This window comes from Buttiauxella sp. JUb87, assembly GCF_004361975.1.
In the GTDB taxonomy this organism is placed as follows: domain Bacteria; phylum Pseudomonadota; class Gammaproteobacteria; order Enterobacterales; family Enterobacteriaceae; genus Buttiauxella; species Buttiauxella ferragutiae.
The window spans coordinates 1639345-1661936 of the sequence record NZ_SNVY01000001.1 but is presented as its reverse complement, the minus strand read 5'-3'; the positions used below and the strand labels follow the sequence as shown (position 1 = coordinate 1661936).

Below are 22592 nucleotides of genomic sequence, written 5' to 3'. Positions count from 1 at the left end.
TTCATGGCGGGTCGTTAGAGTATAGGTCGCCATCCGCAGTCATTTCACAATGTTCAGGCGAGCAGAATCGACCACCTGTCTGGCGGTTAGAATATCAATGTTTTGAGGTGAGGCGTTACCGGCTAGTGTTATCCACAGACAAGCTGTTTTGCTGTGTTTCTACTTTGTCCTGATGATGGTACCAGGCACCGATAGCAGAGTAGACAAAACGGCCAAAAAGGAAGAGAAAACTGATGAGCAGAATAATGCGGGTCATACGATTGTTAAACTTATGTCGTCTTCGCATACTCGTAACCTGTGTCACGCAAATGAACCTTGATGTTTACCCGTCAACCGCGGGCGACGGTGGTATTTAGACACAGCGTTACTTGAAGGTCAAATGCCGGACATCTCAGAGTCATTTACGGAATCATTCACCCTTGTTATATGAGCATATCTTAATATTGGCTGATTAATATATATACAGTCATTGTTTTGAATTCTTTACTCAAGAAATGAAAACTCCGGCAAGAAGTTGATATAGATCACCTTCATCAGATAATCCCTAACTAAAATCTGCACTCCGTTCCATAGCAATATGGCTTATCGACCAGGCAGGATTCCTGTTCGGAGTTTACCCAGGCTGGATGACAGGGTTTTTGGCGACAATCAATGTATCTGGCAAGCTGGTATCAGAAATCTAAAAACAAATGGTGGGCGCTTCCTTTGGTGCTGCCGAGTATTCTGCTGCCCATCGCGATGTGGTGTAACGCCCATACCATCATGGATGGCGGGCTGGTGTTCCTGGTCTACATGCCGCTTGGTTTGATGACCGCATTTATGTTGATTTTCGGATGGGCAGCCCTGCCGGGAATTATGCTTGCGCTATCGATCTGCTTTATTCCATTTAGTGGTGAGTTTGCCCCATTAATTGCGGTCATACATTTCTTAATTCCCATAATGATAAGCTGGGGTGGCTATCGTATTTTCGTGCCCCGACGCAATTCAGTTATGTTTGGTGTCATCACCCTTACAGCACCACGCATGATTTGGTTGATACTGATCAACTCATTGATTTTTTGGGCTATCTACCAGTTTGGTATTTTCTTTGGCTGGTACCAGGTTGCGGGCCAAAACAGTGTAGAAAATCTTTTCCATGCCAGGACATTAATCAATTTTCAGGCAGTGCTGATTGGTTGTTTAACCGGTATACCGTTCTTTTATATCGTCATCCGGATGTGCCGCAATCCGCGTTTTGTTTTCTCGTTTGTTTCGCGAATGAAAGCGCAGATGCAGTCGGGGGTGACGAAAACGGAGATGGCACTTTGGGCCGCATTTGTCGTCCTTCTGATTAGCCTGCTGTTATTGCCAAATAATGATTACAGCACCATTTTCACTACCGATTACACGCTAACGCTCATCCTGCCGGTCATGCTGTGGGGGGCGATGCGTTTTGGTTTCCTGTTTATCACCACCATCTGGACCGTTATTTTAACTATCCTGTGCAGCGGTTTTCATAACTACTTGCCGCCCTACATGGGCTTTCAGCTCCATCTGGCTATAGCTTCATCGTGTTACGCCGTCTTCTCGGTGACTATTTATCTGATGGCGGTTGTCACCACTCGCCAGCGCTTTCTGCATAGAAAAGCACGCCGTGTTGCGTTTATTGACCCCGTCGTACAGATGCCAAATTTACGGGCACTTAACCGCGAGTTATCCACTCATCCGTGGTCGGCGTTAGCTTTTTTGCGTGTGCCAGAGCTAGAGCTTTTAGGGCGTAACTACGGCGTACAACTACGTATCCAATATAAGCAGCAGCTCAATGATTATCTGCAACATTTCTTGAGCAATAACGAAAATGTTTATCACCTGTCAGGCCATGAATTGGCAGTGCGCGTAAATTATGATTCGTATCATGAGCGCATTGAGTCCCTTGATCAGCATGTGAAAAAATTTCGCTTTATGTGGGATGGCATGGCGATGCAGCCACAAGTGGGCATCAGTTATTGCCATATTCGCCAACCCGTCACCCACATTTACTACCTGCTGGGCGAACTCAGCACCATGGCTGACTTGTCGCTAACGACCCTAAAACCAGAAAGCTTGCAGCAACAGGGGTCAAACCATGTGCAGAACGCGGTGAGAAATAAAGTCGCAATGATGAACCGCCTGCAGATAGCGATTGATTCCGGAAGTTTCGTGTTGATGGTGCAGCGTATCGAAGGGATCCGCGGCGATAATTATCATGAAATATTGCTGCGTATGAAGGGCGATAACGCAGGGGATAATCTGTTTATGCCTGACGCGTTTTTGCCGGTGGCACATGAGTTTGGCTTATCTTCTAAAATCGATAGATGGGTATTAGAAGCCACATTGAAATTTATGAATAACCATCGGGAACAACTCCCCGGCAGCCGTTTTTCCATCAACTTAACTCCGGCATCGGTGGGACGATTGCAGTTCGCCAGTGAAGTGAAAAACTTGTTGAAATGCTACAGCATTGAACCCTGGCAGCTTATTTTTGAAATTACTGAAAGCAACTCGTTAACTAATATTGAACAGGTCAATGCGACGTTGAACGCATTACAAAATATGGGGTGCCGGATAGCGATTGATGATTTTGGTACCGGTTACGCCAGTTATGCACGTCTGAAAGATATTAATGCGGACATCCTCAAAATCGACGGCAGTTTTATTCGCAATATGATGACCAGTAGCCTGGATTATCAGATTGTGGATTCTATCTGTCAGCTGGCACGCATGAAAAAGATGCAGCTGGTGGCTGAATATGTTGAAAGCGAACAGGTCAAAGCCGCCGTGCAAAGCCTCGGAATCGATTACGTCCAGGGCTATTTGATAGGACGCCCGCAACTGCTTGAAACTCTGCTTGAGCAGCCAGATAAGGCGTAGAAAGCAATAAACGCCCTGATGGGCGTTTTAGATGGCTGACAACGGTCATTAAACAGGTGTTGTAAGGGGGATAAGCGCTAGCGCCATCCACCATTTTCGCCTGTTGTTGCAGATAAAAGTGTCGGATGACGCTGCGCTTATCCGACCTACGAAGAGGTTTGTCATCAGTCTGAAACGCCCATCAGGGCGTTTGTGCTTTTTGCTGTCAGGCAGCCACGTTCGGGCTGACTTCTTCTTCGATTGAGAGCCGCCATCCGGGAGTACTCTCCCAATATTGCTGTTCACGCTCTAAATCCAGCAACACCAGCGTGTTTTGGCTGAACCAGTCGTGTGGAAAACGCAACGTCCAATGGCTTTCATCCGTTTCCAGCACCAGAGTCGGTGGGGTGGTGGTGGCCTGGCGCTGGTTATTAAGCAACACGCCGAGGCGCAGGATCTGAATTAACGGCAAGAACTGCTTTTTCTTAAACAGGGTAAAGCGTGGTAGATCGTCAATCTTTATCGCTTTACGATGATAGCGCACCAGGGAAGCTATCAACATCTGCTGTTCCTGGTTAAACCCCGGCAAGTTGCTGTGTTGCAGAATATAAGCTGAATGGCGATGTAACCCGCTGTGATTAATATTCAGCCCCACTTCGTGCAGCATCGCAGACCATTTCAGTAGTGCGCCCATCTGGGGATTGGCCAGTTTCGGGTTTTGAATCTCCCACTGCTGATACATATGCTCGGTGGTTGTCAGTACCCGTTTAGCCTGATCACTATCGATATGGTACTGATCCGCCAGGCTTTGCGCGGTGCGAATACGAATGTCCTGATGGCGGAAACGGCCTTCCATTTCATACAGCACACCTTCGCGAAGCGCTCCGTCAGACAGACGTAATTCACGAATTGCCAGTGAATCAAACACGCCGCAAAGAATCGCCAGACCCGGCACAAATACCGCTTTTCGTTCTTCGGATAACCCCGGCAGGCTCATGGCGCTGAAACTCTTGTACTTCAATACTTCATCGCGCAGCATTTCCAGGCGTTCAGGGGTAATTATTCCGTCTTTCTCACCCATATTCACCAGCACTTCATGAGCGGCTTTGATGGTGCCGGAAGCGCCCATCGCCACATTCCAGCCTTGCAAGCGATACTGCCAGGAGAGATTCTCCAGTTTTTGCACTGCGGCAAGGCGCGCACGTTTGAAGTTTTCTGGCGTGATATTCCCGTTGGGGAAAAAGTTTTGCGCAAAGCTCACGCAGCCCATACGGCGGCTTTCGACCAGCTTCGGTTCAAAATCCTCGCCAATCACCAGTTCAGTGGAACCCCCTCCAATATCAATCACCAGTTTGCGGCCTTTTTCCGGCTGGGTATGTTCCACACCCATGAAAATCAGACGCGCTTCTTCGTTACCGGAAATAATTTCAATCGGGTAGGGAATAACCTGCTCGGCGCGTTTCAGGAACGCTTCGGCGTTGACCGCCTGGCGCAAACTATGCGTACCGACAATACAGACATTTTCGGCTGAGAACCCTTGCAGGCGTTCAGCAAATAACGCCAGGCATGACAGCCCACGCTCCATTGCTTCTTCGCTTAACTCGTTATCAGCATTCAGACCATCAGCTAAGTGGACGCGTTGTTTCAGGCGCCCGATAATTTGCATCGCGCCATCAACCACACGGGCGATAACCATGTGGAAGCTGTTCGAACCAAGGTCTACCGCGGCAAATTCTTGCGGTCGTGGAGCGTGTTTTTTTATCGGCATGGCGTTATTCAGGTTGTTCCAGAGATTTGATGTAATCGTAAATCGCCAGTTGCGAGCGCACCTTGCGGCGGTTGCCACGCGGCACATAGCGATTACTGAGTTCTTTGTCGATGTAGCGCGCTTTCACCGTATCACTGAATAAAATTTCAATGATATCCAGCACCCGCTGTTTCAGGCGCGGGTCGAGAATAGCGACGGCTACTTCAATGCGGTAATCAATGTTACGGGTCATCCAGTCGGCGGAGGAGAGATAGACTTTCTTATCGCCACCATTTTCAAAAATATAGACGCGATCGTGTTCCAGATAACGGTCAACAATACTGATCACGCGGATGTTATCGCTGATGCCTTCCAGATTAGGGATTAACGAACACATTCCCCGCACCAACAGATTCACCTTCACGCCAGAGCTTGACGCAGCATACAGCCGGTCTACCAGCCCTTTATCGACCAGATTATTCAGTTTCAGAGTAATGCCAGACGGTTGTCCGTTTTGCGCATTGGCAATTTCTTTATCGACCAAATCGTACAGCAGGCGGCGCGAGTTTTGCGGCGAGACCATCAGGTGCTCAAAGGTCACCGGACGATACGGGTTTTCGATAAAGTTGAATACCCGGCGTACTTCATTAGTGATACGTGCGTCACAGGTCAGCAACGAATAGTCAGTATAAAGACGGGCGGTTTTCTCGTTAAAGTTGCCGGTGCCGATGTGGGCATAACGCACCACTTCCTCACCTTCTTTACGGGATATCAGGAATAACTTGGCGTGAATTTTCAGCCCAGGTGCGGAGAAAATAACGTGCACGCCGGCTTCCGTCAGGCGTTTTGCCCAATGAATATTGGCTTCTTCGTCAAAGCGCGCCTGCAACTCAACCACCACGGTGACTTTCTTGCCGTTATGCGCGGCGTGGATCATCGACTCAATGATGCGCGAGTCTTTTGCCACACGGTAAATATTGATTTTTATCGCCAGTACGCTGGGGTCGAACGAGGCCTGACGCAGCAATTCCAGCACATGCTCGAACGTGTGATACGGATAATAGAGCAGCACGTCGCGATTACGGATCGCATCAAAGCCGTTGCGGAATTTGTCGAACCAGATATGACGCAGGCGCGGCAGCGGTTTGTTGATTAAATTGGCTTTGCCGACATTCGGGAAGCTAATGAAATCTTTAAAATTGTGGTACCGACCACCAGGAATAATAGAGTCGTAATTAGTGATGGTGAGCTTATTACGCAGCATTTCAACCATCGCGTCGGGCATATCTCGCTGATACACAAAGCGCACCGGTTCGGCGGTCAAACGCTGTTTCAGGCTTGATGACATCAGTTCCAGCAGGCTGGATTCCATTTCGGTGACCAGATCATATTCTGCGTCACGAGTCATTTTCATCGAATACGCGTTTAATGAGTCGTAATCGAAGAAGCCTTTAAAAATGTCGTCCAGGCAATAGCGCAGAATGTTATCCAGCAGGATCATCGGCTTGCGGCGGCGTGGTGCTTCCGGTGGAAGATTCACAAAACGCGGCACTTTATCGGACGGGATTTCCAGCAAGGCGTAGCGGATGTCGCTGCCCTGGATAATTTCTACCGCCAGATAGGTGTAATCATCTTTCAGGAACTGCACCAGGTCGGTGTCGTGGTTAATCAGAATCGGGGTGATGTGCTGGCGCAGATAATGTTTAAAGTAGTGGCGCAGCCAGTTTTGCTGATTTGGGGAAAGCTGGCGTTCGTTGATCAAAAATATCTGATTACGCGCCATTTCCAGCAGCAGATCGTTGTATAAGCCATCAAATTCTTGATCGGCTTTCAGCACCCGCGCCTGAATTTTATTGAGTAAATGACGCGAATTGGGCGCCGTACCTTGTTCTTCACTGATCAGAATGCGCCGTTTGAGTTCAGCGAAACGGACTTTGTAAAACTCATCAAGGTTATTCGAATAGATGCCGAGAAAACGCATTCGCTCAATCAACGGATTAATTTTGTCCGCTGCTTCCTGGAGCACACGTTCGTTAAAAGACAACCAGCTCAGTTCTTTTTCGATATACAGCTTATCCTGACCCATTAGCCCTCACTTGCGTTTTCGTGGACGTTAAATGCCGTCACGTTGGACATTATGGCGAGCTTTGGCGGGGATTGTCCAATGCTGGGGTCTGAATAACTTCAGGTATAGCGCATGACTCTGTGAGAAAGGAAACAGTCACAGGCGAAACTATAAATTAAAATAGCGTTTTAAACTGTAGTAGGAGTAGGGAATGTGGGAAACACGGGCGCTTGAACTGAACAACCAGGAGCTATGGAACTGGCATCAAGCCTGCCAGTTTGTCGATTACGCTTGTGCACATAACTTTAATACCGTGGTGATCGGGCAAACCGATCTGCTCGGCAAGCTTGTCACTCCGGCGGGCTACACTCCTGCGCAATACAATGACCGTATCTCCGTGCATCAGCGTTGCTGTTGCGTTTACCTGAATCGGCTTGCTCAGTATTGCAAAGCGCGCGGTCTGCGTTTTTATCTGCAGGCTAAAGAGCTAGGCTTTCCGGCTGATTTACTGCTCCATCAACCGCAATTATTCGATGGTCACGGCGGCCTGCGTTTTGATGTTGATTTCTGGAGCCAGTATCTGGCCGATAAACTGGCGCTGGTGTGCCAGCAGATTCCCGCGATAGATGGCCTGCTGCTGGCCATTTCCAATACTGACAGTCTGGTGCCGATAGCCACGCCTGACTGGAAAAAGAACGTGGCGCAGCAAAAAAAATCGGCCAGCTCGGCGCTTTATCGTTGCTGCTTTAATGCTGCCGCTCAGGTCATGGCTCGCCATCACAAACATCTGGTGCTGCGTCTTTTCCCCGCCAGTATCGACGGCGTTGAACCGGTTCTTGAAGCTATCACCGGTTTACCTGCTGATGTGGCGGTGTCGATAAAACTGACACCAGAACGCTTCTGGCCCGAATTCCCTAATAACCCGGCATTGCTGGCGATTACAGACCGCGAAGTCTGGGCGGAAGTCGATGCCGCAGGCGAAGAGGTCTGCTGGGGAAATCTGCCGTTTATCCGCGTTGATGAAATCCAGGGGCGATTACTGTGGTGCCGGGCCAGCAATCCGGCGATCAAAGGTGTGTTATGCAAAGCCAGTTGGGAAGGTATCGATAACCACTGTGTGATTGGCACGTTAAGTGAATTTAACCTGTTTAGCTGCGCCAAATTTCTCGATCCCCAGGCTCCGTCAGAGAATACCGCGCAACTGCTGAAACGTTGGTTACTGGAATGCTGGCAATGGCCGGCGGATGAACAACAGCTTCTGGTACTAATGGGGTTGTTTGAACAGGCGCATCAGGTGATTTACAGCGCTATTTATGCCCGCCACCATGTTTTTCATCGTCACAGCTTGTTGCCTGAAAGCTACGGCCAGGTGGTCTGGAGTTTGTACGGGCAACTTAACCGTAACCACTGGTTGCCCGGTTCTGCTGATGACATCGTCTTTGCAAGCCAGGATGCGGCAGGGGCTTCACGGAAGCTGTCGTTGATTGCTGCCGAGAAAGATCTCGCCTGGCAAGGGGCGGAAAATGTACAGCGCCAGGCATTAGAATTCGCGAAACATGCTGGCTTCCCGCCAGCATTAGCGCAACGCTGGCAAACGGAGTGGCAGGGGCTGTTTTTATATTGCCGGGCGTTTATTCATGCGCAGAAAGCCTTTTTCACCCTGCACTACGCGCGTGAAGTTGAAAACAACTGGAGCCTACGTGAAGTTTGCCAGGCCAATATTCAGGCTTTGTATGGCACTGCTCATGAGATGGAAGATTTCTGTGGCAAATGGAGTGACATTCCTCCGGCCATTCATGTGATGTTTGATGCCGGGCGCGCCCGCGCACTGGCCGGGAGTTTAAGCAAAGAGTTAGCGAAATTGTCAGGTTAGGGGGAGAAAAGGTGGATAAAGCAAAAGCTTTATCCACCTGATGACTAGATGTGTAAACGCAGTGATTCAACCAGGCAAAGAATGGCCATTGCTTGCCCGTATGGCATTGAGGTCAGAGGGATATTTCGGTAGTGGTCAAGGTCGTGACCCATCGCGGTACCAAATGAAACCTGCGTCAATTCACCTTCTGGCGTGATGTGCTTGATAATCCCATCGGTGGCGCGTTGTGCGACTGGCAGCCAGTGGCTTTCCAGGTAACCCAGACGCACAGCTTTGAAGATCCCCGCCGCGAAGCCAGCACTGGCCGAAGCTTCAACATAGCTTTCAGGGTCATTAAGCAGCGTTGGCCACAGGCCATTTTCCGCCTGGCATTCGGCCAGTGCCGCGACCTGATTGCGCAAAACATTGCACAACTGGCGATACAGCGCGTCCTGCGGTGATAAATCTAACAACTCCAAAAACTCAGGAATGGCGAGCGTAATCCAGCTGTTGCCACGCGCCCACAGTGCGCCAGCAAAATGGTGTCGCCCTTCAAAGTTCCAGCCGTGATACCACAGTCCTGTTTTAGGTTCCGCCAGGTACTGAATATGCTGAGTAAACTGATACTTTGCTTCTTCAATCCACTCTGGTTTGTTAAGCATTTTGCCAATCTTAGCCAGCGGAAGAACTGCCATCATCAGCGTATCGTCCCAGATTTGCTGGTGGTGGTCGTTTTCATAAGTCACATGCTGGAAGCAGCCTTCATCGGTGCGCGGCAGCTGGTGCTGGAGCCAACGGCCCCAGGTTTCCAGGTATGGCAGCCACTGCGGATTTGGCTGCTCTTCATAACATAATGCCAGTGTCAGGAATGGGCAGGCAGTATTGACGTTTTTGACCGGAGTGCCTTCGGCAAAACGATCGCTAAACCAGAGGTCGATAAGCTCTTTGGCGCGCTCAGAGCCACTTACTTGATAGTAGCGATATAAACCAAACAGGCCGATTCCGTGTGTCCATTCCCAGCCTGCCCAGCCTTTGGTATCAACAATTCGGCCATCACTGAGGCGTTGTAAAAAACGCCCGTCAGCGTCTTTGATGTCGACCAGACCACCAATCAGGCTATCAATCAGCTCAGTGGTGTGTTCACGGGTTGGGGATAACAGTGTCGTAGTCATGGTCTGTTCCTTAAACAGAAGTTGTAGCTGGAGTAATTTTGATTTCGTGGGTTGGACGATACGCCCAGTTAGCATTGCTGTGCGGGTGGCCGGTCAGGGTTTCGACAACCTCTTTGGTCTCAGGGCTAGCATCTTCCGGTTTCCCACCTGCACGTAAGCGTTCCAGTTCGCTGATCAGTACCTGGTGGCGTGACTGGCTGAGGCGGAAGCGGAAGGCACCGCACATCGCCATGACTGCCAACACGCCAGGGCCGACAACGAACACCCACCAGATGCCATCAATGGCCGTGCTGCTTTGCGATGCCACACCTTTGGTAAAACCGAAAGACTCAAGCGCCAGGCCAACAATAAACAGTGCCAGTGCCTGGGAGAATTTGCGGGTCAACATCATGACACCGGCATAGATCCCTTCACGGCGCACGCCGGTATAAGCCTCATCGACATCAGGTAAGAAGTTGTACACGTTCCATGGAATGAGATAGGTACCACCACGCGCGATACCCATCATGACAGCCCCGCCAAGCACCAGCATGCCAATGGAGGCGTAGCTTGCGGAAAGTTGGCTGAAGTAGACCAGGCTTATCAAAATCATGCCGATAGCCGCTTTATACGCATGGCCGTTGCCGACGCGAATACACAGCCAGGTGAAAACAGGGATGGCGAGAAACTGGAACAAGGTCATCAGGCTCAGCGCCTGCGAAGCCAGACCGGCACTGATTTGCAGCACGTAGGTCATGAAGTGCATAAACAGCGAGCCGAAGATATCCAGTGCAACCGCGCCGCCGACATACATCATGATATGAATGCGGAAGGTCTTAAGGCGAAACGTTGACAACATTTCCCGATACAGAGATTTCAGCGTGTTGAGCAGCCCGGTTTGCGTTTGTGGCGGCGGCAGGTTGTCACGCTCCCAGGTGCCACGCCAGACGAAAATCCACGGCAGCGAGAACAGCACGGCGAAGGTAATACCGATAAGCATAAATGCCTGATCTTTATCAGCAACGTGCGCCAGAATTTGCCCAGGTATCAGTGCGGAAAGAAACGCGGTGGCTTGTGCAAACAGCATACGTGCACCCGACATTTTCGAGCGGGTTTCGTAGCGGTTGGTCATCTCCGCAGGTAGCGTATCGTAAGGCACCATCAGCAATGTGAAGACAGTGCTGAACAGCAAATAGGTGCCGAGATACCAGAAGTATCCGTAGCCACTCATCCACATCAAGGCGAAGGTCAGTGAGAACGGTGCGCCAATAATAAAGAACAGGCGGCGGCGTCCCCAACGGCTGCGAATGTTATCCGTGATGTAGCCCATCACCGGGTCGGTAATCCCATCCCAAATTTTGGCGATGGCAAAGATGGAAGCGGCAGCAGCAGGCGATAACCCGGCAACCTCAATATAGAAATACAGCAGCCAAAGGCCGGTAATGGTCATCGCGCCACTACCAAAAATATCGCCCATACCCCAGGCGAGAATATTTTTGGTTTTGACTTCCCTTCCAGCTGGAGCCGTGTTTTTTGTCGTTGTGTCCATTGTTCTTATCTCGTGTCGATAAAAAAGGAGTTCGGCATCTACGGTACGAAGTGTGGGCCGCAGTCTCTATGGCGACAGGAAGGGTTTTGTCCGGTAATGCGAAGGGGGTGGGGAAATATCGAATGTGTATTCATCGTTCCCCTGGTATTTGAGCGGCGTAGAAGCCAGAAAGGGCAATAAAGTGTGATCTGCGTCACTAATGGAAAAATGCTGCTTAAACCTGATGTGATGAAGATCACCTTTTACCCCAGGGCAAAAGGTATTTTGCGAGTCAGGCAACATTCCTGCTAATCAGCTATTGCGGCGCGGTGGAGTGCTGAGAAGGGGCATGGTGAGATGTCTGGGTCTATTACATCGAGTGATGAGAGAACCATGAAACTGACTCTGACCCCGCAGTGGGCGAATACTGACGATAAGAATCACGATACGCTCCGCTTCCAGAAAGCGCTGGATACTTTGGCGCAACAGGGGGGAGGAACGCTGGAAGTTGAAAGTGGCTGTTACAGGTTGGGTGGTCTGACACTTGGCTCCAATATTACGCTCAGTTTGCAGGCTGGTGCTGAGTTGTGGGTCAGCGATGACGGCCAGGACTTTGGGCAAGCCACCACTAAAAGCCAGGCGGAATGCTCGCGCTGGGCATTCTTATACGCCTATGGTGCGCATAACATCACCATCTGTGGCGCCGGGAAGATTAATGGCAATGCTGACGGTTGGTTTGATGCACAGGCTGATGATATGGGCTATCGCAAGCCTGCCGAACAGCGCCCGCGCATGATTGTTTTTGAAGATTGCCGTCACGTACAGCTCCGCGACTTTACTATCGAAAATGCCCCAATGTGGACGATTCATCTGGTGGCGTGTGAGCTGGTAAAAGTGCATGGCATCACCATCGATAACGATCTTTCACTGGCTAATACCGATGCACTGGATATCGACAGTTGCCAGCAAGTGCATATCAGCAATAGTCATTTCAGCGCCGCCGATGACACTATCTGCTTGAAGACGAGCCGTAAACCGGCACCGTTGCAACGCCCGACGCGCCATGTGGTAGTGAACAACTGCACGTTACGTTCCAAAAGTTGTGCGGTAAAAATTGGTACTGAAACCTGGGAAGACATTGAAGATATTTGTGTCACCAACTGTGCCATTTACGAATCAAACCGCGCCATCGGGATTGTCTCCCGTGACGGCGGACGCTTACGACGCATGATCTTCAGTAACATCACTTTTAACTGCGAGATGGTGCATGCCTGCCATTGGGGTAAGGCTGATCCAGTCTACTTGTCTGCCCGTTTCCGTGACCCGGCGATTCAACCAGGTGCGATTGAGTTTATCCAGTTCCGTGGTTTAACCGGCGTGAGTGAAGGGGCGGTTAATTTACACAGCGAGCAACCAGGACTGGTGCGCCAGGTAATCATTGATGGTTTGCAACTCACCCAAAGCATCAGCGCCTCACCGGAGCAGGGTTTATACGACATTCGTCCACCCTGTAACCCGCTTTCGCCAACGGGTATGGGGCTGGACAACGCCTGGTGTCTTAATCCAGATACGCAGCGTGCTTACGGTGTTGAGGCTTATCCCGGTGGTTTGCCCGCGCTGTATTGCTGTGGAGTGAATGGCCTGACGCTGCGCAATATCGATGTTTTTCGTCCACAGCCTCTACCTTCCGACTGGAACGAACAGGCTGTGGTATTGGTAGAGTGTGATGGAGTAAAACAAGATGTCTGATTTCGCATGGCTGGGTGGAGTTGCTGCCTGCTGCACCACCGGTTCTTTTGCCCTGCAAGTGATTCATATCCTGAAAAATCGCGATACTAAAGCGATCTCTCTGAGTATGTATCTGGTGTTTGTTTTTGGGGTGTTGTGTTGGTTGCTTTATGGGCTAACAAGCGGTGATATGCCGCTGATGATCGCCAACGGCATCACCCTGTTGTTAGCGGCGACCGTGTTAACAATGAAGGTGATGAACGAACGAGCGAAATAAGCGGGATACTGCCTTCTCTGTTGAGGAGAAGGCAGTTGATTTACTCGTCTGCAGCGTGGCCTTGCGGTGGTAATTCTTTGCCATCAAGCCAGGCGCTGTTTTCACGCATCTCCAGTCGCCCCTCAATAAACCAGGAAACGACTAACGGATAAATTGCGTGTTCTTGATTCTGCACGCGAGCGGTGATGTCTTCTTCGTCATCACCTTCAAATACCGGCACTTCGGCTTGCAGAATAACCGGGCCGCCATCCAGTTCTTCGGTGACAAAATGCACCGATGTCCCATGGACTTCATCACCGTTTTCCAGCACCTGACGATGGGTATGCAGGCCGGGATATTTCGGCAACAGAGAAGGGTGGATGTTAATCAAGCGCCCGGCATAATGCCCGACAAACTCTGGGCTCAAAATACGCATGTAACCTGCCAAAACCACCAGATCCGGGGCGTAAGCGTCGATCTCAAGCATTAACTCACGATCGAACGCTGCGCGATCGACGAACTGGCTGGCGGTTAACGCGTGAGCAGGAATTTCTGCTTCACGCGCACGTTCAAGCCCAAAAGCTTCGGTTTTATTACTGAATACAGCCGCTACAGTGCCATTAATCTTTTTAAGCTTGCAGGCATCAATGATTGCCTGAAGATTGCTTCCGTTGCCGGAAACCAGCACCACAATGCGTTTCATCACTCAATAACCACGCGCTCAGAGGAATCGGAAGCTTTGATACTACCGATTTTCCAGGCGTTTTCACCTTTTGCATTCAAAAACTCAACCGCTTTGTCCGCTTCAGCAGCAGGCAGCGCAATCAGCATACCCACGCCACAGTTAAAGGTGCGGTACATTTCATGACGGCTGATATTTCCGGCTTGTTGTAACCAGCCGAATACCGCAGGCCACTGCCATGAAGACTCAGTGATAATCGCCTGAGTGTTGTCTGGCAGAACGCGTGGGATATTTTCCCAGAAACCGCCACCGGTCAGGTGAGCAATCGCGTGAACGTCAACCTGTTCAATCAATTCCAGAATCGACTTCACGTAAATGCGCGTCGGTTCCAGCAAGTGATCTGCCAGCGGTTTGCCTTCTAATTCGGTAGTCAGTGGGTCAGTACCGCTCACTTCCAGCACTTTACGCACCAGAGAATAACCGTTGGAATGCGGGCCACTGGAAGCCAGCGCAATCAGCACATCGCCATCGGTCACTTTGGAGCCGTCGATGATTTCAGATTTCTCGACCACGCCGACACAGAAACCAGCCACGTCGTAATCTTCACCGTGGTACATGCCCGGCATTTCAGCAGTTTCACCGCCGACTAATGCGCAGCCAGATTGCAGACAACCTTCGGCAATACCAGTAATGACGCTTGCAGCCGTTTCGACTTCAAGTTTTCCCGTTGCGTAATAATCGAGGAAGAACAGCGGTTCAGCACCCTGAACGACCAGGTCGTTCACACACATGGCCACCAGGTCGATGCCGATTGTGTCGTGACGTTTTAAATCCATAGCCAGACGCAGTTTAGTACCCACACCGTCGGTGCCGGAAACCAGCACAGGTTCACGATACTTCTGCGGTAACGCACACAGCGCACCGAAACCGCCCAGGCCACCCATCACTTCCGGGCGGCGGGTCTTTTTCACTACACCTTTGATTTTATCGACCAGAGCGTTACCAGCATCAATATCAACACCGGCATCTTTATAGCTAAGAGAAGTTTTGTCGGTCACTGCTAAGTCCCCGCGGATGGGTTAGGAATAAAAAACGCCGCAATTCTAACAGTGCAGGCAAACGTTTGCGAGCCCCTTATTCAGCAGGATGTAATTATTGTTGATATATACTCATTCCAGTCTCGTTGATCTTGATCAACCCCAATCAGTGCCAATTCCTGTGGCACCACCATCAAAAAGCGGTATAATCCGGCGATTTTTTTTGTGGTGGCCAACTATCTCGGGGAGAAAGAGTATGAAGATCGTGGAAGTCAAACACCCACTCGTCAAACACAAGCTGGGCCTGATGCGTGAGAACGACATTAGCACCAAACGCTTTCGTGAACTCGCCTCAGAAGTTGGCAGCTTGCTAACTTACGAAGCCACGGCGGATTTGGAAACTGAAAAAGTCACTATCGAAGGCTGGAACGGCCCGGTAGAAATTGACCAGATCAAAGGCAAAAAGATTACCGTTGTGCCAATTCTGCGTGCCGGTTTGGGCATGATGGAAGGCGTGCTGGAAAACGTTCCAAGCGCACGTATCAGCGTAGTGGGTATCTATCGTAATGAAGAAACCCTGGAGCCGGTGCCTTACTTCCAGAAACTGGTTTCTAACATTGAAGAACGTATGGCGCTGGTGGTTGACCCAATGCTGGCAACCGGCGGTTCTATGATTGCCACTATCGACCTGCTGAAGAATGCCGGTTGTACCAGCATTAAGGTGCTGGTTCTGGTGGCAGCACCAGAAGGTATCGCGGCACTGGAAAAAGCGCACCCGGACGTAGAGCTGTTTACTGCTTCTATCGATCAGGGTCTGAACGAGCACGGATACATTATTCCGGGGCTTGGCGATGCCGGCGATAAGATTTTTGGTACCAAATAATGCTCTTCATCTTTCGAATTGCTGATGCGTTGGCTGCCTTTGCTCACCTTGGTCACGTAGCAAATCTACGCTCCCAGGGATTTGCGCAGTTGCCGCCTTCCTGCAATCCGAAATCTATTGAGCATTAAAAAATTGAGCCGACTTTGAGAGTCGGCTTTTTTTTGACTAAAACACAACAACACCATCATTCAGAGGACAACATTATGACGCGCCGCGCCATTGGGGTACACGAAAGACCACCCCTGCTGCAAACGATACCGTTAAGCTTACAGCACCTGTTCGCTATGTTTGGAGCTACCGTTCTGGTGCCATTCCTGTTCCACATCAACCCGGCTACGGTTTTGCTGTTTAATGGGATCGGGACGCTGCTGTACCTCTTTATCTGTAAAGGCAAAATCCCGGCGTATCTCGGTTCAAGTTTTGCGTTTATTTCGCCAGTGCTGCTGCTGTTGCCATTGGGTTATGAAGTGGCGCTGGGCGGCTTTATTATGTGCGGTGTGTTGTTCTGTATCGTGGCGCTGATTGTGAAAAAAGCCGGTACCGGCTGGCTGGATGTGATGTTCCCTCCGGCGGCAATGGGCGCAATTGTGGCGGTTATCGGCCTGGAACTGGCACGTGTTGCCGCAGAAATGTCAGGCCTATTGCCAGCTGCGGGTACCGAACCGAATACCACCAGCATCCTGATCTCGCTGGTAACGCTGGGTGTGACGGTATTTAGCTCAGTCTTGTTCCGTGGTTTTCTGGCAATTATCCCAATTCTGATCGGCGTGCTGACTGGCTACGCGCTGTCATTTGCCGTCGGCATTGTGGATACCGCGGCGATTGCTCAGGCTCCGTGGTTTGCACTGCCAACCTTCTACACGCCGCGCTTTGAGTGGTTTGCCATCTTCACCATTTTGCCAGCAGCGCTGGTGGTTATCGCCGAGCACGTTGGGCACCTGGTGGTGACGGCGAATATCGTCAAAAAGGATCTGATCCGCGACCCAGGTCTGCATCGTTCGATGTTTGCTAACGGTCTTTCCACCGTGATTTCCGGTTTCTTCGGCTCTACGCCGAACACCACTTATGGTGAAAACATTGGCGTTATGGCGATCACCCGCGTGTACAGCACCTGGGTTATCGGCGGTGCGGCGATTATCGCGATTCTGTTGTCGTGTGTCGGTAAACTGGCGGCGGCGATCCAAATCATCCCGGTTCCGGTAATCGGCGGTGTTTCTCTGTTGCTGTATGGGGTGATCGGCGCTTCAGGTATCCGCGTGCTGATTGATTCGAAAGTGGATTACAACAAAACGCAAAACCTGATCCTGACCGCTATCATTCTGATCGTTGGCGTCAGCGGTGCGACCCTACATATTGGTGCGGCTGAGCTGAAAGGGATGGCGCTGGCGACTATCGTCGGTATTGGTCTGAGCCTGATCTTCAAATTGATCAGTATCCTGCGTCCGGAAGAAGTGGTGCTTGATGCAGAAGAAACCAACGTAAAACCGTAGTTTTGATGCAAGCCGGGCGACGTGTGCGCCCGGTTCTCCTGATCGCCAATTCTGTGATAGACTCTCTGCGTTTTTCTGCCTGTTATGGTTGAGGTAATTCTGAATACGCCGGCACAGCTATCACTGCCACTCTATTTGCCTGATGACGAAACTTTTGCAAGTTTCTGGCCGGGTGATAACCCTTCTTTACTCGCCGCACTCCAGTCCGTGCTCCGTCAGGATCACAGCGGATATATCTATTTCTGGTCGCGAGAAGGAGGAGGACGTAGCCACTTGCTTCATGCAGCCTGTGCGGAACTCTCGCAACGTGGCGAAGCCGTTGGCTATGTGCCTCTCGATAAACGCACCTGGTTTGTTCCGGAAGTGCTTGATGGCATGGAACAGCTTTCGTTGGTGTGTATCGACAATATTGAGTGTGTTGCGGGCGACGAACTGTGGGAAATGGCGATTTTTAATCTCTATAACCGCATTCTGGAATCTGGCAAAACGCGGCTGTTAATTACCGGCGATCGCCCACCGCGCCAGCTCAACCTGCAATTGCCCGATCTCGCATCACGCCTTGATTGGGGCCAAATCTATAAGCTGCAACCGCTTTCCGATGATGACAAACTCCAGGCGCTGCAATTGCGATCCCGACTTCGTGGTTTTGAATTGCCCGAGGACGTGGGGCGTTTCCTGCTAAAACGTCTGGACAGGGAAATGCGTACGCTGTTTATGACGCTTGATCAGCTTGATCTGGCTTCGATTACAGCGCAACGTAAATTGACTATCCCGTTTGTGAAAGAGATTTTGGGGCTGTAAAACCACCCTCATCCCGGCCTTCTCCCTGAGGGCGAAGGAGAAAACCAATTCCCTCTCCTGAGTGTGAAGGAGAAAACAGGGAAATTCCCTCTCCTGGGGGAGAGGGTTAGGGTGAGGGCGTTAAATCACTAGATTACAAAATCTCCAGCACCGACTCCGGTGGGCGGCCAATTCTTGCTTCGCCATTCGCCAGCACAATCGGGCGTTCAATCAATTTTGGATTCTTGACCATCGCCTGAATCAATTGATCCTCGCTTAATGTCGGCTCAGCCAGATTCAACTCCTTGTATAAATCCTCTTTCTGACGCATCAGGTCACGTGCGCTGCCAAAACCCAGTTTGCTCAGCAATGATTCTATCGTTGCGGCATCGGGCGGGGTTTCCAGATACAACACCACTTCAGGTTCTATGCCATTCGCTTTCAGCAGGCTTAATGTTTCACGGCTCTTGGAGCAGCGTGGATTGTGATAAATAGAAACAGTTGTGGACATCGTAACTCCTGTTACATCTTCGAATACTGAAGGAAACGTTTTTGCAATTCGCGGAACTGATCGATTCTCGCGTCATAACGCGCTTGTTGCAAACTACCCAACTTAACTTGTGCGCTGGCACCACTGAGCAGCGTAATAGCCTGATCGAGTTTCCCGACCAGCGCCATAACTTCGGCACGAGCGGCGAGTTCTTGATCGCGATTACCCAATGCAGCCTGGGTTTGCGCTAACAAGTCCCAGCCGTTGCTGTCGTCCGGATGAGCAAAGGTATAGCGATTAAGAATTTCTGCTGCCTGGTTAGGCTGGCCCGCCTGCACGTAGGCGTTGGCAAGGTTTAGCTGCAACACCGGGTTTTGTTTCAGGCCTGGGGCGTTCTTCAGGCGATTAATCGCATCTGCGGTTTTCTTCTGCCCAAGGTCGATATCGGTCGATAAATCGAGATACCACTCATTAGCCGGCTGCGCTGAGAGTAGCGGTTGCAATAGCTTGCGCGCCTCATCCCATTTTTCTGCCCCCATTGCCTGAAGCGCACGGCCATAAGTGGCGGCATGCTGTTCACGGATATTGCCCTTCGACCAGCTATCCAACAAATCATTGGTTAACTGATTACGACCAGAGTTGTACATCCCAAGCGTACGGGCTTTTGCCATGTAAAAATCTTCAGAAGATTGCACCACCACTGGCCGCATTTGGTTGGCGCGGTTACGGGCATCTGATAAACGGCTTTCTGGTAATGGGTGAGTAAGAAGAATTTCCGGCGGACGCGAGGAATAACGTGACTGGTCGAGGAGTTTCTCCAGGAATGTCGGCATCGCTTGCGGATCAAAGCCCGCGTGCTGCAACACCTGAATCCCGATGCGGTCAGCTTCCTGTTCGTTCTGTTGTGTAAAGCTGATCATGCCCTGCTGCGTTCCCGCAAGCGTACCGCTAAGTGCCGCCATACCCGCTTGTGGGCTAGCCATCGCCAGTAAAATGGACCCTAACGCACCCACCCAAGTCAGGGGGGCGTTCTTTTTCTGATCTTCCATGGCACGTGCCAGGTGGCGCTGCGTAACGTGTGAAATTTCGTGCGCCATAACCGAGGCGAGCTGGCTTTCATTATCGGCATAACGGAACAGGGCTGAGTGCAGCACCACATTTCCGCCGAAGAAAGCAAAGGCGTTAATTTCGTCGTTGTTAATCAGGAAGAAGTGGAACGGGGTCTTAACCGAATTGGCATTACTCACCAGGCGCATGCCGAGTTTATTAATGTACTGTACGAGTAAAGGATCATTGATTAATGGGGCGCTGCCTCGCAGTTGGCGAACATAATAGTCGCCCATCTGCAATTCCTGGCCGATTGACAGGGTGCTTGAGGCTGAAGTTCCCATATCTGGCAGTTGATCGGTCACATCAGCAAACGCTGGTGTGACCGGACCCGCAAGCAAAGCTGCCATCAGTGTTGCAACCAGCGATTTTTTCAACTGCTTGAACATACGTCCTGTCCTGTTTAATCAAAGTTAATCTTCGACAAGTGTTACCTGATTTTGTTCGCACACTACGATGAACTCTAACTCACCGCATGACTAAGACATATCTTATCTGCGTCAATTTTAAACTGCTATTGAACAGCGATAAAAAGCGAAGTCTTTATTGTGACATTTAGATACAATCGATCCTCGCACAATGCTGTCAGGGAAGGGATGTATGCTCGAAATGTTGTTGCAGTGGTATAGACGGCGGTTTAGCGACCCCGAGGCTATCGCACTGCTGGTCATTCTGGTTGCAGGATTTGTTATTCTTTTCTTCTTCCATGGGCTGTTAGCGCCGTTATTGATGGCGATTGTGTTGGCTTATTTGCTGGAGTGGCCCACTGCGCGTCTTCAGCATGTCGGGTGTTCCCGTACCTGGGCGACGACAATTGTTCTGGTGTTATTTGTTGGTATTTTGTTGTTGTTAGTCTTAGTGGTGGCTCCCGTCGCCTGGCAACAGGGTATCTACCTGATTCGTGACATGCCGGGGATGCTGAATAAACTCTCTGATTATGCCGCAACGCTGCCGAAGCGTTATCCGGCACTGATGGACGCGGGCATCATTGATGCGATGGCGGAAAATATGCGCGGGCGCATGATAGGCATGGGCGATCAGGTGGTGAAGTATTCGCTTGCCTCTTTAGTTGGCCTGCTAACGCTAGCTATTTATCTGGTACTCGTCCCGCTAATGGTGTTCTTCCTGGTCAAAGATAAAGAGCAGATGCTGAATGCTGTGCGCCGCGTGTTACCCCGAAATCGTGGGCTTGCGGGGCAGGTGTGGCTGGAGATGAACCAACAAATTACCAACTATATCCGCGGTAAAGTGCTGGAAATGCTGGTTGTGGGTGTGGTGACGTACATTGGCTTTGTGGTGTTTGGCCTGAATTACTCGTTGCTGCTGGCGGTACTGGTCGGGTTCTCGGTGCTGATTCCCTACATTGGCGCATTTGTCGTGACTATTCCGGTAGTGTGTGTCGCTTTATTCCAGTTTGGCCTTGGCACTGAGTTCTGGACGCTGTTTGCCGTCTACTTAATCATTCAGGCACTGGATGGAAACTTGCTGGTGCCGGTGCTATTTTCCGAGGCTGTTAACCTGCACCCGTTGGTCATTATTCTGTCGGTGGTGATTTTTGGTGGACTGTGGGGGTTCTGGGGGGTGTTCTTTGCTATCCCACTTGCCACGCTGATTAAAGCGGTGGTGCATGCCTGGCCAGATACTCTGCTTATCGACGACAAGCCAAATTAGAGACAGTAAAAAGCCGACGTTAAGTCGGCTTTCAGATTGCTGGCAAAGGGTTATAAATGTGTTTTGTAGGGTGGATAAGCGTTAGCGTCATCCACCATTTACGCCAGTGGTGTCGGATGACGCTGCGCTTATCCGACCTACGAAGACGTTTGTCTTTAATCGGGTGATGCGCTAATTAAGCGTTTTCTTTCAGCCAGTTCACCACAATATCGTGATGGTTACTGGTTTTAAAATCATCAAACACTTTCTCGACTTTCCCTTCGCCATCAAGCAGGAAGCTAATACGATGGATGCCGTCGTAAGTTTTACCCATAAACGATTTCTCGCCCCACACCCCAAATTGTTCGCAGACTTGATGGTCTTCATCAGAAAGCAGGGTGAAGTTAAGTAACTCTTTTTCGGCAAAACGTGACAGTTTTTCTGGTTTGTCGGTGCTAATACCCAGCACTTCTACACCCTTCTTTTTCAACTCGTCCATGTTGTCGCGCAACCCGCATGCTTGCACGGTACAGCCTGGCGTCATTGCTTTAGGATAGAAATAAACCAGAACGCGCTGTCCCTGGAAGTCGGTTAAATTTATTTGCTCACCGTCTTGATCGGGTAAGCTAAATTTCGGTGCGATATCACCGGCTTTCAGTGGGCTCATTACAACTCTCCGTCTTAATCATCTTGCTGTGGATAATTCACAACGTTAATACTGCCCTGTGCTTTGAGTTCTGTACAGAGGGCCTTGAACTCATCTTCGATCCGGCTCGCATCTTCTGAGGCGGGACTATGCGCAGTAATCTGAATATAAAGCTGTGCTGGTTGGCCATCTTGAGTCGGTTGGGTACGAGAACTCAGTTCGGCAATATTCATATGGTGAATATCAAACAGATTGGTGAAGCGTTCGATTAAATGAGGGGAATCAGTGACTTCCACCTGTACCCAGACTGTCGCTGGCATTGCTGGGCGTTCTTGCGCGGCGGTACGCTTCATGACAATCAGCAAATCCAACTCTGCGCCCTTCAGGGGGAGAGTCGATTCAATCAGGGTAATCGCATTCCAACTGCCTGACAGCAGCATAATAAACGTGAACTCTTCACCGAGCATAGCCAGGCGACTGTCTTCAATATTACAGCCGCAACTGCTCACATGGCGGGTGATGGTATTAACAATACCAGGTCTATCCGCCCCAAGGGCCGTAATGACCAAATAATGGTGTGGTGAGGGAGTCAAACGTATTCTTCCTGTGAATCGGTGAGATATCATAAGGAA

General features: G+C 50.5%; 19 protein-coding genes. 8 read left to right on the top strand and 11 right to left on the bottom strand.

What is annotated here, in order from left to right; all coding sequences use genetic code 11:
- Positions 1 to 115: 115 nt before the first annotated feature.
- Positions 116 to 286 (bottom strand): YfgG family protein, encoded by a 171-nt coding sequence (locus EC843_RS07835; RefSeq protein WP_083963314.1) that lies wholly within the window; start codon positions 284 to 286, stop codon positions 116 to 118.
- 365 nt (positions 287 to 651) lie between these two features.
- On the opposite strand from EC843_RS07835, the gene EC843_RS07830 reads away from it, so the two are divergent.
- On the top strand, positions 652 to 2889 hold the full coding sequence (locus EC843_RS07830; protein ID WP_133522010.1) for an EAL domain-containing protein: 2238 nt from the start codon (positions 652 to 654) through the stop codon (positions 2887 to 2889).
- Between the two features lie 205 nt (positions 2890 to 3094).
- Here the strand turns inward: EC843_RS07830 and ppx are convergent, their stop codons facing one another.
- Together ppx and ppk1 are read right to left on the bottom strand one after the other, a co-directional pair.
- On the bottom strand, positions 3095 to 4636 hold the full coding sequence (ppx, locus tag EC843_RS07825) for an exopolyphosphatase (RefSeq protein WP_064544483.1): 1542 nt from the start codon (positions 4634 to 4636) through the stop codon (positions 3095 to 3097).
- 4 nt (positions 4637 to 4640) lie between these two features.
- Positions 4641 to 6701: a polyphosphate kinase 1 gene (gene ppk1, locus EC843_RS07820; protein ID WP_064544485.1), complete on the bottom strand. Its 2061-nt coding sequence runs from the start codon at positions 6699 to 6701 to the stop codon at positions 4641 to 4643.
- A gap of 190 nt (positions 6702 to 6891) precedes the next feature.
- Between ppk1 and EC843_RS07815 the strand changes: the two genes are divergently transcribed.
- Positions 6892 to 8553, top strand: coding sequence for a hypothetical protein (locus EC843_RS07815; protein WP_064544487.1), 1662 nt, complete (start codon positions 6892 to 6894; stop codon positions 8551 to 8553).
- A gap of 44 nt (positions 8554 to 8597) precedes the next feature.
- Here EC843_RS07815 and EC843_RS07810 read toward each other — a convergent pair whose 3' ends face one another.
- Positions 8598 to 9704 carry a glycoside hydrolase family 88 protein gene (locus EC843_RS07810; protein WP_064544489.1) on the bottom strand — a complete coding sequence of 369 codons (1107 nt, stop codon included), beginning with the start codon at positions 9702 to 9704 and terminating at the stop codon, positions 8598 to 8600.
- Positions 9705 to 9714: 10 nt separating this feature from the next.
- A complete protein-coding gene (locus tag EC843_RS07805) occupies positions 9715 to 11160 on the bottom strand; it encodes an MFS transporter (RefSeq protein WP_064544491.1) in 1446 nt (481 codons plus the stop codon).
- Between the two features lie 444 nt (positions 11161 to 11604).
- Here EC843_RS07805 and EC843_RS07800 point away from each other — a divergent pair, with 444 nt between their 5' ends.
- The gene (locus EC843_RS07800; RefSeq protein ID WP_064544493.1) at positions 11605 to 12960 is read left to right on the top strand and encodes a glycosyl hydrolase family 28 protein; all 1356 of its coding nucleotides are present in this window, start codon (positions 11605 to 11607) and stop codon (positions 12958 to 12960) included.
- Positions 12953 to 13216 (top strand): SemiSWEET transporter, encoded by a 264-nt coding sequence (locus EC843_RS07795; protein ID WP_064544495.1) that lies wholly within the window; start codon positions 12953 to 12955, stop codon positions 13214 to 13216. Before EC843_RS07800 ends, EC843_RS07795 begins: the two co-directional genes overlap by 8 nt.
- A gap of 40 nt (positions 13217 to 13256) precedes the next feature.
- Here the strand turns inward: EC843_RS07795 and purN are convergent, their stop codons facing one another.
- Entirely contained in the window at positions 13257 to 13898 is a 642-nt protein-coding gene (gene purN, locus EC843_RS07790; protein ID WP_064544498.1) for a phosphoribosylglycinamide formyltransferase, read from the bottom strand.
- Positions 13898 to 14935: a phosphoribosylformylglycinamidine cyclo-ligase gene (gene purM, locus EC843_RS07785; protein WP_064544499.1), complete on the bottom strand. Its 1038-nt coding sequence runs from the start codon at positions 14933 to 14935 to the stop codon at positions 13898 to 13900. The genes purN and purM overlap by 1 nt, the downstream gene beginning before the upstream one ends.
- A gap of 235 nt (positions 14936 to 15170) precedes the next feature.
- Between purM and upp the strand changes: the two genes are divergently transcribed.
- From upp to EC843_RS07770, 3 genes are all read left to right on the top strand, one after another.
- Positions 15171 to 15797: a uracil phosphoribosyltransferase gene (gene upp, locus EC843_RS07780; protein WP_034459132.1), complete on the top strand. Its 627-nt coding sequence runs from the start codon at positions 15171 to 15173 to the stop codon at positions 15795 to 15797.
- A 203-nt stretch (positions 15798 to 16000) separates the two neighbouring features.
- A complete protein-coding gene (uraA, locus tag EC843_RS07775) occupies positions 16001 to 17287 on the top strand; it encodes a uracil permease (protein ID WP_121815115.1) in 1287 nt (428 codons plus the stop codon).
- Between the two features lie 99 nt (positions 17288 to 17386).
- Positions 17387 to 18088 (top strand): DnaA inactivator Hda, encoded by a 702-nt coding sequence (locus EC843_RS07770; protein ID WP_221200562.1) that lies wholly within the window; start codon positions 17387 to 17389, stop codon positions 18086 to 18088.
- A gap of 133 nt (positions 18089 to 18221) precedes the next feature.
- Here EC843_RS07770 and arsC read toward each other — a convergent pair whose 3' ends face one another.
- A complete protein-coding gene (arsC, locus tag EC843_RS07765; RefSeq protein WP_064544505.1) occupies positions 18222 to 18578 on the bottom strand; it encodes an arsenate reductase (glutaredoxin) in 357 nt (118 codons plus the stop codon).
- Positions 18579 to 18589: 11 nt separating this feature from the next.
- Positions 18590 to 20053, bottom strand: a complete 1464-nt coding sequence (gene bepA, locus EC843_RS07760; protein ID WP_064544507.1) for a beta-barrel assembly-enhancing protease — start codon at positions 20051 to 20053, stop codon at positions 18590 to 18592.
- Positions 20054 to 20264: 211 nt separating this feature from the next.
- Between bepA and EC843_RS07755 the strand changes: the two genes are divergently transcribed.
- Positions 20265 to 21335, top strand: a complete 1071-nt coding sequence (locus EC843_RS07755; protein ID WP_133522009.1) for an AI-2E family transporter — start codon at positions 20265 to 20267, stop codon at positions 21333 to 21335.
- Positions 21336 to 21510: 175 nt separating this feature from the next.
- On the opposite strand, the gene bcp is transcribed toward EC843_RS07755, so the two are convergent.
- On the bottom strand, positions 21511 to 21981 hold the full coding sequence (gene bcp, locus EC843_RS07750) for a thioredoxin-dependent thiol peroxidase (protein ID WP_064544511.1): 471 nt from the start codon (positions 21979 to 21981) through the stop codon (positions 21511 to 21513).
- 14 nt (positions 21982 to 21995) lie between these two features.
- The gene (locus tag EC843_RS07745; protein WP_064544513.1) at positions 21996 to 22553 is read right to left on the bottom strand and encodes a glycine cleavage system transcriptional repressor; all 558 of its coding nucleotides are present in this window, start codon (positions 22551 to 22553) and stop codon (positions 21996 to 21998) included.
- Positions 22554 to 22592 lie beyond the last annotated feature (39 nt).